Here is an 18,179-nt window from a genome sequence, read left to right as displayed (position 1 = left end):
ATGTCGCTGGAACATTACTTCAGGGATGAGTTGGCATTTTTGCGCCTGCAAGGGCGCGAATTTGCAGATAGCCATCCCGAGCTCACCCGCTTTCTGTCGGAGCAAAATTCCGATCCGGATGTGGAGCGCCTGCTGGAAGGCTTCGCGTTTCTCACCGGCAATCTGCGCGCCAAGATAGAGGATGAGTTTCCCGAGCTGACCCATGGTCTGCTCAATATGCTCTGGCCCAACTATTTGCGTCCCGTGCCCAGCATGACCATCATGCAGTTTTCGGTCATTCCGGGCGCGATTGCCCAGCCTGCGCTGGTCAAGCAGGGATGCCAGCTCGACAGTCTGCCTCTGGACGAGGTGACCTGTCATTTCCGTACCTGTCACGATACCTGGGTCTACCCGGCGGATATTCGTCATATCGCGGCCCAGAGCGGCAACGATCTCTCCACCATCTCGCTGGACATCGCCCTGCATGCCCCCTTGCCGCTGAGCGAGCTGCAACTGGACAAGCTGCGCCTGTACCTCGGTGGTGACAGCTACACCGCCTATGAGCTCTATTTCTGGCTCTCCAACCAGCTTTCCCATATCGAGCTCGAGATCGACGGAAAGCGCTTTCGCCAAGAGAGCAATGCGCTTAAACCGGTTGGCTTCGAGCGCGACGATGCGCTGCTGCCCTATCCGAACAACGTCTACTCCGGCTACCGGATCCTGCAGGAGTATTTCTGCTTCCCGGAAAGCTTTCTGTTCTTCGAACTCGCCGGTGGCGACTGGCCGAAACAGCCGTTGCCAGTGAGCGAATTCAAACTTCACTTCTGCTTCGATCGGCCCCTGCCGGCGGAGCTCAAGATCCGTCCCGACTCCTTCATGCTCAACTGTGTGCCGGCCATCAACCTGTTCCAGCACGACAGCGAACCGGTCAACCTCAATGGTCGTCAGGCTGAGTATCCGCTCAAGGCGAGCTATCGCCACGCGGACAGCTTCGAGATCTTCTCGGTCGACGATGTCGAGGGGTGGGTCGAGGGCAACCTGGGTCGCTCCCGCGGTACGCCACGCATCTATCAACCGTTCGAGAGCTTCCAGCACCAGATTGAGCGGGCCAAGCAGCGACTGGCGCTCTACTACCGGGTGCGGGTCAAGGAGTCGGTGAGCGGGGATGGCTTCGATCACTATCTGTCGTTCGTGCGCGGGGACGAGACGGTTACCCACGAGCTTGACGAGTCGATCTCGGTCACCCTGACCTGTACCAACCGCTCCCGCGCCGCGCGGCTCAAGGTGGGCAGCATCTGTGTGCCGACCGGAAGTTCGCCCTCGTTTGCCACGTTCCGCAATCTCATCAGGCCGACCCGGCCACTACGACCGGCCCTCGACGGCAGTTTGCACTGGACCCTCATCTCCAACCTGTCGCTGAACTATGTCTCCCTGCTGCGGCGCGATGCGCTGGTGCAGGTGCTGCGCACTTATGACTTTCCCGCGCTGCACGACAAGCAGGCGGAGCAGGCGTCGCGCAAGCGCCTGGCGGGGATCGAGGAGATCAAGACCAATCCGGTTGACCGTCTGGTGCGCGGCATGCCGGTGCGGGGGCTCAAGTCACAGCTCTCCATCCGCCAGTCCGCCTTTGGCAGCGAAGGGGAGCTTTATCTCTTCAGTACCGTGCTGGCCCACTTTTTCTCGCTGTATGCCAGCGTCAATGCCTTCCACCTGCTTGAGGTGGTCAATCTCGACAACAAGGAGCGTTACCAGTGGCCAGTCCAGATCGGTCAACACTCCCTGATGTGACGTCCGGCAAGGACGCACCGCGTTTCAATTTCTTCCAGCTGGTGGAGTTGCTCAACCGGCTGGATGGTGCCGATCAGGAGCGGGGACTCGACTATCTGCCGGGGAACGAGAACATCCGTTTCAAGGCGACTGCCTCCCTGGGCTTTCCCACCAGCGACGTGTTGCAGATCGGCCAGGATGCACAGGGACGCCACGAGCTGGAAGTGGCGTTTCTCGGCCTGCACGGCAGCCAGTCTCCCATGCCCGGCTACTACTTGGATTCCCTGGCGTGGGAATACGCCCAGGGGGAGCAGAAGCTCGGCCTGTTTCTGGATTTTTTCCACCACCGCCTGCTGACCCTGTTGCACCGGCTCTGGCGCAAGTACCGCTACCACGTGCGCTTTCAGGACAACGGAGAGGATGGTTTTTCCCGCCTGATGTTCGCCCTGGTGGGGCTCGGTAATGAGGCCGTCTGCCGCAGCCTGCCGGTCAACCGCGCCAAGATGCTCTCCTATGCAGGGCTCCTGGCCAGCCCCAGCCGCTCCCCCGAAGTGGTAGCTGGTTTGGTGGCCCACTGTTTCGATCTGGCGGATGTAGAGGTGAGTGCCTGGCAGTGGCGCAAGGTGCCCATCCATCCGGATCAGCAAAACCGGCTGGGCCAGGCCTGCGCCACCCTGGGAGGGGATTTTGTCATCGGCGACAAGGTGAACGATTGTGCTGGCAAGTTTTTATTGAAGATCAACGATTTGAGTTTTAGCCAGTTTCTCGGGTTTCTCCCGAACGGGGAGCACTTCCATGCCCTGGTGACCTTTGTTTCCTTCATCCTGCGAGACCAGTTGGCCTGGGATCTGCGACTTGGCTTCGGCCAGGAACAGGCCAGGGGATTGCGTCTGGGGGAGGAGCAGAGCGCGCGCCTGGGGTGGAGTACCTTTCTCGGTCAGCCACCGAGTGATCCGTTCGTGACCATCTGTGTACAGGAATAAGCGCAGGAAATTAAGTGTAGGAACAAGTGCAGGAGTGAATGTGGACGATTTTAACCAGCAACTATCCCTGGTGGTGCTCAACAGCGAACAGCTCGACGGCAGCCAGCAGGTGCAGTACCGCTTCGACGAGACGGGGGGCACCCTGGGGGCCTCCGAGCAGGATGACTGGCAGCTGCGGGACAGACTGGGGGCCGTGTTGCCGGCCCATGCCCGGATCGAACTGCATGACGGTCGCTTCTGCCTGTGTGATCTGAGCGGACAGACCTATATCAATGGTGCCACCTCGCCCATCGGGCGGGCCCGCAAGGTACACCTCGAACAGGGCGACGAGCTGATCGTCGGCCCGTTCCGGTTGCGAGCCTATCTGGGCGCCGTTTCTCCCGAACAGAGCCTGCAGCAGGTGCTGGGCACTCGCCCCGCCGAGCAGCTCGACGAGTGGCTGGCCGGGGATGAACCCGCCCGGACCATGGACGATCCACGCACCCTGGCTGCCGACCCCTTGCTGGCATTGCAGCAGGAGCGCGCAGCCTCGGCCCCGCTGGCGGATGCCCGCCTGCAGGCGCAGTTGCACTCCCAACCGGATACGGATCCCGTATCCCTGGCCCCCTTTTCTGCCGTCGAGAACACCATGAACCAAGAATTTCTGGATATGCCGAACATCGAGACCCATCCCGACTATCAGACCTCCCTGGATGGTGTTGACCATGTGGCCCTGACGCCGCTGATGCGCGGTTTGGGTCAATCCCTGCAACTGCAGGACACCCAGCAGGCCCACGACATGCTCGAAGAGATGGGCAAGACGGTGCGGGCCATGGTGGAAGGGCTGCTGCAACTGCAACAGGAGCAGGCGGCGCTGGCTGACAAGCACCTGCGCCCCATCGAGGACAACCCGCTGCGTCTGGGGCTCGACTATGACGAGACCCTGGCGGTGATGTTTGCCGAGCAGAAGAGCCCGGTCCACCTGAGCGCCCCGGCGGCGGTGGCCGAGAGTCTGCACAACGTACGCATCCACCACGTGGCAAACCAGCAGGCCATCGGTGCGGCACTGGACAGCATACTGCAAGCCTTCTCGCCCCAGGCGCTGCTCGGCCGGTTCGAACACTACCGCCGCAGCGGGGCGCCGGGCGTGGCCGACGAGGGCTGGGCCTGGAACATGTACCAGCACTACTACCGCGAACTCACTTCTGCCCGTCAGCAGGGGTTCGACAAGCTGTTCCACCAGGTTTATGCCCAGGCCTATGACCAGGCCGTGCGTCAGCAACAGGGACTGATTTGATGATACGCGCGCTGATGCTGGGGGCGGCTCTGCTGGCCCTGGCGGGCTGTACCACCATGGGCAAGATGGCCGACGTGGCCATGAACCCGGACATCCAGGTGGGCAGCAATGATGATCAACCCTCCACCCTGGGGCTGAGCCTGCTGGCGGAGCCGGACGTCAACCCCAACGAGAGCGGGGAGGCGGCGCCCATCGAGTTTCAGGTGGTGGTGCTGGCGGAAGACTCCAAGCTGCTCGCCACCGATTACGACCAGGTGACCGAGGACGTGGAGAAGGCCCTTGGCAAGAACTACCTGGACCATCAGGACTACACCCTGCTGCCGGGCCAGTTCAAATACCTACCTCCCGTCAAGCTTGACGAGAAGGTGCGTTACATCGGGGTGATTGCCCGCTACGCCGATCCGGACAGCGCCGAGTGGCGCAAGGTCATCAAGGTCAAGAGCAAGGGGCGCGCCTATCAAATCCTGGTGCATCTGCGTCTGGATGAAGTGGAACTGAAAAAAGAAGAAGAATAATTATGTCGAGTCGAAATCGGGTTATCTGGCGTGAGGGGCTCTTCATCAAGCCCCAGCACTTCCAGCAACAGCAAAGACATTCGGATTACGCGCTGCACGCCAGGTTGAGCGCGCTGTCCGACTATTTCTACGGGCTGCAGTCGCTCGCCATCAACGAGGATTATCTCGGTTTTGGCCGCATCGCCCTGGTGGGGGCCACCGGCATACTGCCGGACGGTACCGTCTTCAACATCCCCAACGACGATCTGCTGCCGACGCCGCTGGAAGTCACCGATGCCTCGGTGGCCAACCAGAAGGTCTATCTGGCGCTGCCGCTCTCGGTGAGTGGCGTCAACGAGGTGGGACAGGGCGGCCAGGTGGCTACCCGGCTGCAGGCCCATCGCCATGACGTGCGCGACCTGCACAGCGAAGGGGGAGACGTGGTCTCCCTCGAAGTGGGTCGGGTCAGCCTGCGCCTGATGCTGGAGCGCGAAGATCGCAGTGCCTACGCCTCCTTGGCCATCGCCCGCATTCTGGACAAACGCCCCGATGGCGGTCTGGTGCTGGATCCCAACTTTATGCCCTGCAGCATCAGCGTGTCGGCCATTCCGGCCCTCAAACGCTTCCTCGGCGAGTCGGCCGGTCTGGTGGCGGAGCGGGCGCGCAGCCTCTCCCAGCGCATCGCAGCGCCCGGCCAGCAAGGGGTGGCCGATGTGGCCGAGTTCATGATGTTGCAGCTCCTGAACCGGGCCCAGCCCCAGCTTTCGCATCTGGCGCGCCTTGGCACCCTGCATCCGGAACGGTTGCACGAGGCCCTGGTGCAACTTTGTGGCGAGCTGATGACCTTCACCGACGAGTCCCGCCTGCCGCCGGAGTTCCCGGCCTATCGGCACGACGATCAACAGGTGAGCTTCGAGCCTGTGATGCTGACCCTGCGCCAGGCGCTGAGCACAGTGCTGTCACCGCGCGCCGTCTCCATCCAGCTGCGCAAGCACCAGTACGGCATAGTGGTGGCCATGGTGAACGAGAGCGAGCTGATGCAGAGCGCCGATTTCGTATTGGCAGTGCGTGCTCGCATGCCCCAGGAGCAACTGCGCAAACAGCTGCTGCAACAGACCAAAGTGGCCTCCAGCGACAAGATCCGCGAGCTCATCAGTCTGCAGTTGCCCGGCATTCCGCTGCTGCCGCTGCCGGTGGCGCCGCGCCAGTTGCCCTATCACGCCGGTTACAGCTACTTCCAGCTCGACAGGCAGAGCCCGGCCTGGCAGATGCTGGCGGTCAGCAACACGCTCGCCTTCCACATTGCCGGCGACTTCCCCGAGCTCGACATGCAGCTTTGGGCCATCCGCAGCCAATGATCGCATCAAAGGAATAAGCAGAGATGACGACGGACATTATCAAGAACGAGCAACTCAGCGACCTGCTGTTCGATCATGCCGAGCAGCTGGACATGGATTCGGACTACTGGTTCCGCCTGCGCGGCCAGAGCATCAATCCCATGATCGATGCGGTGACCCCCTTGCTGGGGCTGGTGCAGCGAGTGCGCCTGCTGTCACGCTACGATCGGGTGCCCGAGCTCTACCAGCGGGTGGTGACCGAGATCCAGGCCATTGAGCAGGAGCTGATGGCCCAGGGCTACGAGAACGGTGTAGTGCTCTCGTTTCGCTACATCCTCTGCACCTTCATCGACGAGGCCGTGATGGGCCGCGACTGGGGCAGCCAGAGCGAATGGTCCCAGCACTCCCTGCTGGCCCGTTTCCATAACGAGACCTGGGGTGGCGAGAAGGTGTTCGTGCTGCTCGCCCGCCTGCAGGAAGACCCCGAGCGCTATCGCGACATCCTGGAGTTCATCTACCTGTGCCTCTGCCTCGGCTTCGAGGGGCGTTACAAGGTGATGAACAAGGGGCAAGGGGAGTTCGAACGCATCGTCCGGCAGTTGCACAGACAGCTGGCCCCCGAGAGTGCCGCCGAAGCCCCCAGCGTGTTTCACCTGGACCTCGGCCGGCAGGCCTCCCGCTATCAGCTGCGCAAGCAGATTTCCCTGCGCAGCCTGTTCATGGGGGGAGCCCTGATCCTGGCCATCATCTTTGGCCTCTATCACTACCAACTCAATAACCAGACCCAGGACGTGCTGCGTCAACTGGGCGAATTATTAAAATAATTTTCTTAAGGAGAGCACGCCTTGATTCGTATAGAGCTACCGGTACTGGTGGAAAGACTCAACCCCATCTGCCGTCACATGCTGGAGGAGGCTGCGGCCCTCTGCGTCAACCATCAGGGAGCCGAGATCCGCATCGAGCACCTGCTGCTCAAGATGCTGGAAACGCCCCTGTGCGATGTACGCCAGATCCTGAAAATGGCCGAGGTGGAGGTCGAGGAGCTCAAGACCCTGCTGCAACCCTCCGCGGCCGACAATGGTTATGGTCAGGGTTATCCCTCCTTTTCGCCACTGCTGGTAGAGTGGCTGCAAGACAGCTGGTTGCTCGCTTCCGCCGAGTTGCAGCACGGCCAGCTTCGCAGCGGCGTCATGCTGCTGGTGCTGCTGATGACCCCGCAGCGCTACCTGCCCGGCTCCGTGACTCGCCTCTTGGCCAACGTCAACCGCGAGCTGTTGCGCCAGCAGTTTGACGAGTGGGTCAAGGAATCCGCCGAGACCCAGGTGGCGGCTGCCAGCGGCAGTGCCGCCAAGAGTGGGACTGGGGCTGCCCTGCCGGCCGATGCCAGCCTGCTGGCCCGCTTCACCATCAACGTGACCGAGCAGGCCCGTCAGGGCAGCCTGGATCCCGTGCTCTGCCGGGATCACGAAATCGACCTGATGATCGACATCCTCTCCCGCCGTCGCAAGAACAACCCCATCGTGGTTGGCGAGGCGGGTGTCGGTAAAAGCGCACTCATCGAGGGGCTGGCCCTGCGCATGGTGGCGGGCCAGGTGCCCGAGAAGCTGCGCGAGGTGGAGCTGATGACGCTCGATCTCGGCGCCATGCAGGCCGGTGCCTCGGTCAAGGGGGAGTTCGAAAAGCGCTTCAAGGGAGTGATGCAGGAGGTCAAGGACTCAGTGCGTCCTGTCATCCTCTTCATCGACGAGGCTCACACCCTGATCGGTGCCGGCAACCAGGCCGGTGGGATGGATGTCTCCAACCTCATCAAGCCGGCGTTGGCCCGGGGTGAGCTGCGTACCATCGCCGCCACCACCTGGAGCGAGTACAAGAAGTACGTGGAAAAAGACGCGGCCCTGTCGCGCCGTTTCCAGCTGGTCAAGGTGAGCGAGCCTAATGCTGACGAGGCCACCGTGATCCTGCGCGGCCTGCGCAGCATCTACGAGAAAGCCCATGGGGTGCTCATTGATGAAGAGGCGCTGCAAGCCGCCGCCCAGCTCTCCGCCCGCTACATCTCCGGGCGTCAGCTGCCGGACAAGGCGATCGACGTGCTCGATACCGCCTGTGCCCGGGTGGCCATTAACCTGACCACGCCGCCACGCGCCGTCAGCCACCTGCAAAACGAGCTGCGCCAGCGCGAGCTGGAGATCCGCCAGCTGGAGCGCCAGAGCCTGATCGGGCTCGGTGACAACGAAGAGCGACTGGTCGAGCTGCAGGCCGAGCAGCAGCGTTGCCGTGATGCCCTGCGCGATCAGGAATCCCGGTGGCAGCAGCAGCAGGCGCTGGTCCACCAGATCGTCGAGCTGCGTGCGGCTCTCCTGGCCGACGAGCAAGGGGAAGCCCTGGACCTGGCGGATGCCCCGCTCGATCCCCAGGCCGCTGCCGAGATGCTGGCCGGGCTCGAGTACGAGCTCTCCACCTTGCAGCAGGGGGAAGTGCTGGTCTCCGCCCACGTCGACAAGAAGCAGATTGCGGCGGTGATCGCCGAGTGGACCGGGGTGCCGCTTAATCGCATCTCCCAGGGGGAGCTCGACGTGGTGACCCGGCTACCCGAGTACCTCGGGGATCTCATCAAGGGGCAGGATGTGGCGGTGACCCACCTGCACAAACACTTGCTGACTGCCCGCGCCGATCTGCGTCGCCCGGGTCGGCCGCTGGGGGCCTTCCTGCTGGTGGGACCGAGCGGGGTCGGCAAGACCGAAACCGTGCTGCAGATTGCCGAGCTGATGTTTGGCGGGCGCCAGTATCTGACCACCATCAACATGTCCGAGTATCAGGAGAAGCACACCGTTTCCCGCCTGATCGGCTCGCCCCCCGGCTACGTCGGTTTCGGCGAGGGGGGCATATTGACCGAAGCGATTCGTCAGAAGCCCTACTCCGTAGTGCTGCTGGATGAGGTGGAAAAGGCCCATCCGGACGTGCTCAACCTCTTCTATCAGGCGTTCGACAAGGGCGAACTGGCGGACGGGGAAGGGCGCATCATCGACTGCAAGAACGTGGTCTTCTTCCTCACCTCGAACCTCGGCTTCCAGACCATCGTCGATTACGCCGAGCGGCCGGACGAGCTGCAGGATGCTATCTATCCGGAGCTCGCCGCCTTCTTCAAGCCGGCGCTGCTGGCGCGGATGGAAGTGATCCCTTACTTGCCGCTCGGCCATGACACCCTGGTGCAGATCGTGGGGGGCAAACTCAACCGTCTGGTCAAGCTGCTCAAGGAGCGTTTCGGGGCCGAGGTGGTGCTGGAAGAGGCCGTGGCCGAAGAGATACTGCTGCGCGCCAATCGCAGCGAAAACGGCGCTCGCATGCTCGAATCCGTCATCGATGGCGCCCTGTTGCCGCCGGTCTCCCTGCAGTTGTTGCAGCGTCTCTCGGCCGGTGAGCCCATCAACCGGGTTCGTTTTTCCGTGGCCGATCACCAGTTTGTCGCCGAGGTGGAGGGCTGACCATGGAACAAGCCCTCGCATTTGCCCTTGCGTTGACCGAGCAGCGGGACGAGCAGCATCTGTGCCACTGGTGGACATCGACCCTCGATGCCAGCTTCCAGCCCAAGGGGATCCTGCTTGGCATGCTGGATGTGAGTGGTCGCCAGCTCGAATGCAAAGGCTGGGTCAAGGGGAGGGAAGTTGCCCTGGCGCTGGCGGTGGATGATTTTTCCCATCCCCTTGCCTATGTGCTGCACAAGGCGCAGTCCCGAACCTGGGACTCCCTCTATGGCGGTGCGCGCATCGAGCACGCAGGGTTTCGAGCCCTGCTGGCCAACCTCGGCCAACAGTGCGGCCTGCACGCCTTTCCCCTCAAGGATGCCAATGGCAAGCCGTTTGCCGTGCTGGCCATGATGGATGATGGCGATGTGTTGCAGCAGTGGGCGGAACGTACCGAACTGGCCCAGCTCTCCCAGGTGTTTTGCAACCAGCTCACCCTTATCCGTGATTTGGGACGCAGTCGCCGGGATCAAACCGTATTGCGCGACTCCCTGCGCCAGATGAAGGGGGAGGGGGAGCGGCTGCGTCAGCACGAGAAGCTGCTTGGCGATCAGCTGGTCGGCCAGTCGGCGGTGATCCGCGGGCTGCGCGAGCAGATAAGCCAGGCCGGTCGCCACAAGCTGACCGTGCTCATCCAGGGGGAGACCGGCAGTGGCAAGGAGGTGGTCGCCCGCCTGGTGCACCAGTGCTCCGATCGCGCCGCCAAGCCGTTCGTGGCCATCAACTGCGCCGCCATTCCGGAGAACCTCATCGAGAGCGAACTGTTTGGTTACCAGAAGGGGGCCTTCTCCGGCGCGCTGTCCAACAAGGTCGGGCTGGTGGCCCAGGCCAATGGCGGCACCCTGTTCCTGGACGAGGTGGGTGACATGCCCGCCACCATGCAGGCCAAGTTGCTGCGGGTGCTCGAAACCCGCAGCTACCGGCCCCTGGGTTCCGAGCAGGAGTGCCACTCCGATTTTCGCCTTATCGCCGCGACCCATCAGCCGCTCACCCGTCATGTGGAGGAGGGGGTATTTCGTGCCGACCTCTACCACCGTCTCTGCCAGTGTCTGCTGCTGATCGCCCCCCTGCGCGAGCACATGGAAGACATCCCCATGCTGTGCCAGCACTTCATGGCCCAGTTTGCCGCTCAGGATGGCAAGGAGCTCGCCGGGTTGCATCGCAAGTTCCTCAAACAGCTGCAAAGTTATGACTTCCCCGGCAACGTGCGCGAGCTGCGCAACCTGCTGGAGGTGGCCTGTGCCCACTCCCGTCACGGGGAAGAGGTGATGCTGGAGGCATTGCCGCCGGAGCTGCGGGAGCGGATCTGCGCCCTGCTGCCCAGCATGCTGGATGATTACAACCACATCCGGGATCTGCGCCGGGCCATGCAGCAGTACGAGGCCTCCGTCATCGAGGCGCGCCTGCGCTACTTCCAGGGCAACCGCATGCTGGTGGCCGAGAGCCTGAACATTCCCAAACGCACCCTGGATCACAAGTGCCAGAAATTGGAGGTGAACTGATGAGCGTCATCGCCCTATTGCCCCTGTTGCTGGCCAGTGGTGCCGCGGCGCCGGATATGAAGGCCTGGCAGGCGTGCCGGCAGGAACCCTCGCCGCTGGTGCGTCTCGCCTGCTATGACGCCATCGGTAGCGATCAGGCGCCGACCAATGAGAAGGGGGCCGCCCGCTCCCCCGCCTGGCAGGCCATCTGGGCGCAGGAGCAGGCTCGCACTCCGCAAACTCCTCCTTTCTTGCTGGTGCAGGATGAGGGGCAGGGCAGTGTCACCCTGACCCGTCCGGCCCTGCGCGGGGCGACCCTGGCCATCGGTTGCGTCGACAGCATCACTCACGTCAGGCTGCGACTGGACACCCCCTGGGTCGGGGAGCGGGTGCAGATTGAACTCGATGGTCAACCGAGCCGCGCCTCCCAAAGCTGGTTCGTGCGAGATCAGGGGTTGCTGCTCGAATATGGTCGCGGCCTGCCCGCCATCGAGGAGCTCAAACGCTGGCTTGGGGCTCGCGAGTTGCAGGTGCGGGCCGATAACGGTGCCCTGCTGCGCATCGATCTGAGCGGTTTGAAAGAGGCGCTGGTTCCCCTGCGCCAGCAGTGTCGCTGGTAGGGGGCCTGATGAGCTATCAACACCCCTGGTGTGAACGCCTGCTGGCCAGCTTGCCGGATGAACAGATCAAGGGCCAGGTACAGGCCGACGAGCCGCGCTGGGACTATGTAGAGACCGAGCTTGTCAAACTGGGCTCCCTGGCCCACAGCCAGGTGGATCTCAATGCGGTGGCTGATGCTTGTCTCTTCCTGCTGGAGAACCGCACCAAGGACATGCGGGTGCTGGCCCAGCTGCTGCGCTGTCTGCAGCACCCGGCCAAGGCGACGCCTTTCGGCGCCGCCCTCAGCCTGCTGGAAGCCTGGATCGGCAGCTACTGGCTGCTGGCCTGGCCCGGCAATGCCACCCAGAAGCAGCGCTTGATGGTGCAGATCGTCAAGCGCTTCGAGGGGGCGCTGCCAAGGGTCTGCGAAAGCGCCTCGGCAGCCGAGCTGGCCCAGTTGCTGGTGCAGGCCGAACAGCTGGAAACAGGCTGGTTGGCCCAGTGTCCCGACAAGGGAGAGCTGCTCGATCCGCTGTTGACGGGGCTGAAGCGGGCCCAGCGCCAGCAGGCCACACAAGCCCAGGCCGATGCCGCCCAACAGCCGCAGCAAGGCACGCCGGCGGCCGCGAGTGCAACGGCCTCGTCAGCCGGCACGGCGGCAACCATGGTGCTGAGCGGCGGTGGCGGCGGCAGTGCCGGTGTCGAGATCGACAGTTCCAATGATCGCGCCTGGCGCCAGACCCAGCTCAAGGTCGCCGAGCTGTTGATCGAGCGCCAGCCGGAGGCGCCAGTGGGTTATCGCCTGCGCCGCCACGCCATCTGGGCCGGGATCACCACGCCGCCCATGACGAGCCGGGACAATAAAACCCAGCTGGCCCCCATGTCGGTGGACATGGTGGATGAGTATCGCGCCGCCATGAGCTCGCCGGATCTGGCGCTCTGGCAGCGCATCGAGCAGAGCCTGACCCTGGCCCCCTACTGGTTCGAGGGGCATCGCCTCTCGGCCGAGGTGGCGCAGAAGCTGGGATTTGCTGCCGTCGCCCAGGCCATCATGCAGGAGCTCGACGGCTTCTTGCAGCGTCTGCCGGCCCTGCGGGAGCTCACTTTCAGCGATGGCTCTGCGTTCCTCTCCCCCGAGTGCAGCCGCTGGCTGCAGCCGGCCAAGGGAGGAAGCGGCAGCGAAGGGGGATCCTCTTTGGCCGAAGAGGTGGCCCAGCGCCATGGGGAGCAGGGAGTGGCTGCGGCCCTGGCCCTGCTCGACGAGCGAATGGCACAGCTGAAAGAGCCAAGAGACCGTTTCCATGCCCAGTTGGTGCAGGCGGAGCTGTTGGCGCAGGAAGGCATGGAGGCGCTTGCGCGCCAGCACTATCAACACTTGTGGCAAGAGGCAACCCGGCTGGGGTTGGCGCAATGGGAACCGGGACTGGTCAGCCGCCTGGAAAGCCATGTGGCCCCGTTGTCGAAATGAATGCCGAAATGAGTCATTGAGTCGGAGTTGGATCACATTTTATGTTCAAAACCATCTTTACCTTTCTGCGGCAACAGCTGCCGAAATTGAAGCCCTCCTGGCCCCTGCTCGGTGTGGTGCTCTGGGCAGTCGCCCTCATCCTGGCCTGGTGGCTGGGACCCCGTCTCGAGCTCCGCGAAGCCAAGCCGCTTGAGCCGCTGTGGGGACGGGTCGTGTTCACCCTGCTCTGGCTCTGGCTGCTGCTGGGGGTCATCTCCTGGCGAGTGTGGCGCAAGATGCAGCAGCTCAAGGCCGAGCGCAAAACCGAGGTCCTGCTGGAGCAGGATCCGGTCAAGGGGATCATCGACCGGCAGGCATTGTTTCTGGACCGCTGGCTGCAGGCGCTGAATGACCATCTGGGCAAGGGGGCACTCTACACCATGCCTTGGTATCTGGTGCTGGGGCTGCCCGGCAGCGGCAAGAGCAGCCTGATCCATCGCGCCAACCCGGCCAATAAACTCAACCCCAGGCTCGACACCGAACTGCGCGACGTGGCGCAGGATCAGCTGATCGACTGCTGGCTGGGGGAGCAGGCGGTGATGCTGGATCCCGCCGGTGAACTCCTGTCCCAATCCGAACCCGAGCTAGACCCTCTGGCCCGCAAGCATGAGCGGCTCTGGCTGCATCTGCTGAACTGGCTCAATGAACATCGTCGTCGCCAGCCCCTCAACGGTCTGGTACTGACCGTGGATCTGGCCTGGCTTTCCCATGCCAGCGTGGCCGAGCGCAAGGCTTATGCCCAGCTGATGCGCTCCCGCCTGCAGGAGGTGTCGGCCACCATGAACACCCGGTTGCCGCTCTATGTCACCTTCACCAAGCTCGATCTGCTGCGTGGCTTCGATGTGGTATATGAGCAGCTCGACAAGGAGGCCCGTGAGGCTGTGCTGGGGGTGACCTTCAAGCCGTGCGCTGACTGGCAGCAGGATCTGGCCCTGTTCTGGGATCAGTGGGTGGACAACCTCAACAGCAATCTGCCCGAGCTGATGCTGGCCAGGCTCGATGCCGCCCAGCGTAACGCCCTGTTTTCCTTCGTGCGCCAGCTGGCGGGCCTCAAGGATTATGTGACCAGCCTGCTCGATGAAACCCTGGCTATTGAAGAGAGCAAGCCGCTGCTGGTGCGGGGGGTCTACATCAGCTCCGTCTATCAGCAGGGGGTACCGTTCGATGCGTTTGCCCAGGCGGCCTCCCGCCGCTACAACCTGCCGGAGCCCATCCACTCGGCCCTGCGCGGGGAGTCCAACACCTACTTTGTGCGCCAGCTGTTCTCCGGCATCATCTTCCCAGAGGCCCATCTGGCCGGGGAGAACCGGTTGCACACCCTTTACCGCCGTCGCCGTATGGCCATCGGCCTTGGCTGCCTGTCGCTTTTCTCGGCAGCCCTGATCGGCGGTTGGCACTACTTCTATCGTGTGAACGAAGAGGCGGGGCGCAACGTGCTGACCAAGGCCCAGGCCTTTATGGAAACCAACGAGGTGGCCGACGAACACGCCTTCGGTGTGAGCCAGCTGCCGCGACTCAACCTCATTCGTGAGGCGACCCTCTCCTTTGGCAACTACCGTGAGCGCATGCCGCTGGTGGCTGACCTTGGCCTCTATCAGGGGGACGAGATTGGCCCCTATGTGGAAGGATCCTATCTGCAACTGCTGAGCCTGCGCTTCCTGCCGGCCCAGATGCAGGGCTTGCTGACGGATCTCAACCAGGCGCCAGCCGGCAGCGAGGAGAAACTCGCCATCCTGCGGGTGATGCGGATGCTCGACGATGCCTCCGGTCGCAACAAGGCGCTGGTGGAGCAGTATATGGCGAGCCGCTGGCAGCAGGCCTTCCCGGGGCAGGGTGCGGTGCAGGAGCAATTGATGGGGCACCTCGAATACGCCCTCGATCACACCAACTGGTATGCGGCCCGGGCAGCCCGCGATCAGGCGGCCATCACAGCATTCGTTCCCTTCAAGGAGCCTATCTATGGCGCCCAGCGCGAGCTTGGCAAACTGCCCATGTATCAGCGGGTCTACCAGAACCTGGTGGTGAAGGCGGACGATGTGCTGGCGCCGGATCTCAACGTGCGCGACGAGGTGGGGCCGACCTTCGACACCGTCTTTGCCCTGCGCAGCGACAACGCCGGCCTGCTGCCACGGCTGCTGACCTGGCCCGGTTTCAGCGACTTTTTCCTCAAGCAGGACAAGGCGCTGATCGACCTCACTGCCATGGACGCCTGGGTGCTGGGCCAGCGCAAGCTGAGCCAGCTGAGCGATGCCGATCGCAAGGAGATCACCCGTCAGGTCAACGACCGCTACGTCACCGACTACGTCAACCAGTGGCAAAAACTGTTGAACAACCTGGACGTACAGACCCTGGCCAGTCCCGAGCAGGCGCTGGATGTGCTAGCGGCCATTACGGGCAACGACCAGCCGTTCCAGCGGGTGCTGGCGACCCTCGATGACAACACCCGTATCCGCAAGATCTCCGATGTGGAGGGGGATCCGGCCCAGGCCATCACCTCCCGCATCGGGCGTCCCTTCATGGCGGCCAATGCCACCTTGAGCGGTCGCGGCGAACAGGGACCGCTTATCCAGGAGGTGAACCAGAAACTGATGGAGCTGCAGCACTATCTGGAGCTCATCGTCAACGCCACCGAGCCTGGCCAGTCGGCCCTCAAGGCAGTGCAGCTGCGCATGACCAACAAGTACGCAGACCCGGTGTTTGCACTGCAGCAGTACGCCCGCGGCTTGCCGGCACCGCTCGATCGCTGGGTGGGGCAATTGGCGGATCAGAGCTCGCGACTGGTGATCGATCTTGCCATGTCCTCCCTCAACCAGGAGTGGCAGGACAAGGTGCTGACCCCGTTCAACAGCCAGCTGGCCGATCGCTATCCGTTCAACCCGGGCTCTGCCAAGGATGTGCCCCTCTCCGAGATGGAGCGCTTCTTTGCTCCCAACGGGACTCTCGACAGCTTCTATCAGGTCAACCTCAAACCCATGGTGGAGAGCGGCCTGATGGAAGGGGAGTTCAGCTCCCCGGTGCAGGCCGAGCTGGTCAAGCAGCTGGACAGAGCCGCGCGCATCCGCCAGATCTTCTTCAGCCAGCAGGGCAACCTGGAAGTGCAGTTTGCCGTCGAGCCCATCGAACTCACCGCCAACAAGCGGCGCAGCGTGCTGAATCTGGATGGCCAGCTGTTGGAGTACGCCCATGGCCGACGCACCAAGATCCCGTTGGTATGGCCCAACACCATGCGTGACGGTGCCGAGAGCAAGATCACTCTGGTGCCGGCCGCCCGCGAGCGTTCACCGCGCAGCGAAGGCTTCATCGGCCCCTGGGCCATGTTCCGCCTGATGGACAAGGGGGAGCTGACCCAGGTGAGCGAGGCGACCTTCGATGTGCGCTTCCCGGTGGATCAGGGGGCCATGACCTATCGCGTCTATACCGACAGCGTGCAGAACCCCTTCACCGGGGGCCTGTTCAGCCAGTTCAGATTGCCTGAATCCCTCTATTGATAAAGCGGGGGCACCCGGTGCCCCCCACAAGCTGTGGAAGTCGACATGTCACAAAATCAACAAGGCCAGCAGGCGCTCAAGGTGGGACGGGATCCCCGGATGCTGCCGGAATATGAAGCGCTGCGCGCCGAAATCAACAAGCTCAGTCACGCCTCCCGACCCGAGGTGGACTGGCTCAAGATCCATCAGCTTGCCAGCCAGATCTTCGAGAAACACGGGGTGGATCTGCAAACAGCCATCTATTTCACCCTGGCGCGCTCCCGTCTGCAGGGCTTGAGCGGCTTCACCGAGGGGTGCGAGTTTCTCGCCAACCTGATCGTGACCCAGTGGGAGAGTTTCTGGCCACCGGTGCATCAGGAGCGGGCCCGTGTCGAGATGCTGGACTGGTTCATCGCCCGCATCAGCGACGTGATCCGCCAGTACCAGATCAGCCACGAAGACAAGCGGCTGGTCTATCGCTGCGAGCGGGCATTGCAACTCATCAGTGAAAAGCTGCACAACGCGGGCCTGAGCCGCATTCCCCGAGTCGAGAATCTGGTGCACTTCATCGAGGGGTATACCCACCTGTTCGATGAGACCGAGATCGTCATCGTCTCCGATGAACCCGGCCTCAAGGAGGATCTGCAGATCCCGCCCATGGTGTTCTTCAAGCCGGATATGGAGCACGACACCGGCCCCTCATCGGCATCCGCCACGCCGCACCTGCCCCAGGGCAGCATACTGGTGGGCCGGGAGAAGGGGCAGGTCAAGCCGACTGTGCTCAAGATTGAGCAGCACCGCAAGCCCCGTCCGGCCTGGTTCTGGTTTGGCTGTGGCCTGCTCAGCTGCGCCCTGCCGGTGATGGGCTGGTTCGGCTGGCAGCACCAGCAGCAGGAGAAAATAGTGGCAGCCGAGCGGTTGCAGCAGCCTGCCACCGAGCTGCCAAGGGCACTCAATTACGACGATATCCGCCAGGCACGCATCGTTCTTGGTGAGCAGACCCTGCAAGGGATGGAGAGCGAGCTGGTGGCCCGCTACCAAGCCCAGCTGAGCCGGCTGGAGCAGACCTCGCCGCTCTATTGGTATCGCTACGCGGAAGGATTGCGCAGCTCGCTGCAGATGCTCTACCCCGACTCGCTGGCGGTCAAGGCGCTGGACAAGCAGTGGCAAAACGCCTTGGCCAGCCAGGATGTGAACAACAACAGGGTGCCGACCTATCTCGATGCCCGGGCCGGGGTGGATGCCCTGCTCGATCAATTGCTGGAGCTCGAACGCCAGCGCAAGACGGTGACCATCTCCTACCTCAAGTCCCAGCTCTACGAGGTGCAGAAGAACCTGATGCAGGACATTCCATTCAGCCTGCGCCTGAGTGAACTGGAGGCGCGAAAAGCATCGCAAGAGCCCATTACCGCCGCCGAGTTGAAAGGGCTGGAAAATGACCTCAAAGCGCTCAATATCCGGCTCTATCAGCTACAACAGGCACAAACTGGCAGCTGATTATTCTGTGTTGAGCAATTTTTTGCGTGCCCATTGGTGAGATTCACTGTCAGGGCAAGCTCTTGCAGAGTTGTGGCCGGTTTTGCGCAAGACCTTGCGAGTCATGGCCTGATGGCTCGCAATATTTTATTTAATGCATTGTTTTTATTGATAAATATCAGGTTTGTTCGAGTGGCATGGTCTGTGCTGTGGCCCACTTTGCATGTTTTAGGCCCCGTGATTGTCACTGCTGCAAAGGGGCGTGGGGATACGCAATGACTGCGCTTCCCC

12 protein-coding genes are annotated in these 18,179 nt (G+C 62.7%); all 12 read left to right on the top strand.

From position 1 onward, the window contains the following. The 12 genes from tssF to LA321_RS19605 are packed head-to-tail and all read left to right on the top strand — an operon-like array spanning window position 1 to window position 17,909. Complete coding sequence (tssF, locus tag LA321_RS19660; protein WP_042069993.1) at window positions 1-1,767, top strand: type VI secretion system baseplate subunit TssF; 1,767 nt, start codon at window positions 1-3, stop codon at window positions 1,765-1,767. Continuing rightward, entirely contained in the window at window positions 1,731-2,729 is a 999-nt protein-coding gene (gene tssG, locus LA321_RS19655) for a type VI secretion system baseplate subunit TssG (RefSeq protein WP_026457015.1), read from the top strand. Before tssF ends, tssG begins: the two co-directional genes overlap by 37 nt. Before the next feature lie 40 nt (window positions 2,730-2,769). After that, entirely contained in the window at window positions 2,770-4,005 is a 1,236-nt protein-coding gene (gene tagH / locus LA321_RS19650) for a type VI secretion system-associated FHA domain protein TagH (RefSeq protein ID WP_042069992.1), read from the top strand. Further along, window positions 4,005-4,520: a type VI secretion system lipoprotein TssJ gene (tssJ, locus tag LA321_RS19645; protein WP_042028457.1), complete on the top strand. Its 516-nt coding sequence runs from the start codon at window positions 4,005-4,007 to the stop codon at window positions 4,518-4,520. Before tagH ends, tssJ begins: the two co-directional genes overlap by 1 nt. Window positions 4,521-4,522: 2 nt before the next feature. Beyond that, a complete protein-coding gene (tssK, locus tag LA321_RS19640) occupies window positions 4,523-5,857 on the top strand; it encodes a type VI secretion system baseplate subunit TssK (protein ID WP_042069991.1) in 1,335 nt (444 codons plus the stop codon). Between the two features lie 23 nt (window positions 5,858-5,880). Next, window positions 5,881-6,660 (top strand): type IVB secretion system protein IcmH/DotU, encoded by a 780-nt coding sequence (icmH, locus tag LA321_RS19635; protein WP_042028462.1) that lies wholly within the window; start codon window positions 5,881-5,883, stop codon window positions 6,658-6,660. Between the two features lie 21 nt (window positions 6,661-6,681). Continuing rightward, the gene (gene tssH / locus LA321_RS19630; RefSeq protein WP_042069990.1) at window positions 6,682-9,318 is read left to right on the top strand and encodes a type VI secretion system ATPase TssH; all 2,637 of its coding nucleotides are present in this window, start codon (window positions 6,682-6,684) and stop codon (window positions 9,316-9,318) included. A gap of 2 nt (window positions 9,319-9,320) precedes the next feature. Continuing rightward, complete coding sequence (locus tag LA321_RS19625; protein WP_042069989.1) at window positions 9,321-10,859, top strand: sigma-54 interaction domain-containing protein; 1,539 nt, start codon at window positions 9,321-9,323, stop codon at window positions 10,857-10,859. After that, window positions 10,859-11,458 (top strand): type VI secretion system-associated protein VasI, encoded by a 600-nt coding sequence (gene vasI / locus LA321_RS19620; protein WP_042069988.1) that lies wholly within the window; start codon window positions 10,859-10,861, stop codon window positions 11,456-11,458. Before LA321_RS19625 ends, vasI begins: the two co-directional genes overlap by 1 nt. Window positions 11,459-11,466: 8 nt before the next feature. After that, window positions 11,467-12,906 (top strand): type VI secretion system protein TssA, encoded by a 1,440-nt coding sequence (tssA, locus tag LA321_RS19615; RefSeq protein WP_042070065.1) that lies wholly within the window; start codon window positions 11,467-11,469, stop codon window positions 12,904-12,906. Between the two features lie 41 nt (window positions 12,907-12,947). Continuing rightward, window positions 12,948-16,433 (top strand): type VI secretion system membrane subunit TssM, encoded by a 3,486-nt coding sequence (gene tssM, locus LA321_RS19610; protein WP_042069987.1) that lies wholly within the window; start codon window positions 12,948-12,950, stop codon window positions 16,431-16,433. 45 nt (window positions 16,434-16,478) lie between these two features. After that, window positions 16,479-17,909 (top strand): VasL domain-containing protein, encoded by a 1,431-nt coding sequence (locus LA321_RS19605; RefSeq protein ID WP_042069986.1) that lies wholly within the window; start codon window positions 16,479-16,481, stop codon window positions 17,907-17,909. Window positions 17,910-18,179: the final 270 nt, after the last annotated feature.

It is taken from the genome of Aeromonas enteropelogenes (assembly GCF_020097295.1).
GTDB classification, from domain to species: domain Bacteria; phylum Pseudomonadota; class Gammaproteobacteria; order Enterobacterales; family Aeromonadaceae; genus Aeromonas; species Aeromonas enteropelogenes.
This window is presented reverse-complemented; position numbering and strand designations above follow the sequence as displayed.

What these genes read in the sequence shown, in the direction of transcription:
- tssF (WP_042069993.1), top strand. Translation starts at nt 1, where the DNA reads ATGTCGCTGGAACATTACTTCAGGGATGAGTTGGCATTTTTGCGCCTG.
- tssJ (WP_042028457.1), top strand. Translation starts at nt 4,005, where the DNA reads ATGATACGCGCGCTGATGCTGGGGGCGGCTCTGCTGGCCCTGGCGGGC.
- tssK (WP_042069991.1), top strand. Translation starts at nt 4,523, where the DNA reads ATGTCGAGTCGAAATCGGGTTATCTGGCGTGAGGGGCTCTTCATCAAG.
- icmH (WP_042028462.1), top strand. Translation starts at nt 5,881, where the DNA reads ATGACGACGGACATTATCAAGAACGAGCAACTCAGCGACCTGCTGTTC.
- LA321_RS19625 (WP_042069989.1), top strand. Translation starts at nt 9,321, where the DNA reads ATGGAACAAGCCCTCGCATTTGCCCTTGCGTTGACCGAGCAGCGGGAC.
- vasI (WP_042069988.1), top strand. Translation starts at nt 10,859, where the DNA reads ATGAGCGTCATCGCCCTATTGCCCCTGTTGCTGGCCAGTGGTGCCGCG.
- tssA (WP_042070065.1), top strand. Translation starts at nt 11,467, where the DNA reads ATGAGCTATCAACACCCCTGGTGTGAACGCCTGCTGGCCAGCTTGCCG.
- tssM (WP_042069987.1), top strand. Translation starts at nt 12,948, where the DNA reads ATGTTCAAAACCATCTTTACCTTTCTGCGGCAACAGCTGCCGAAATTG.
- LA321_RS19605 (WP_042069986.1), top strand. Translation starts at nt 16,479, where the DNA reads ATGTCACAAAATCAACAAGGCCAGCAGGCGCTCAAGGTGGGACGGGAT.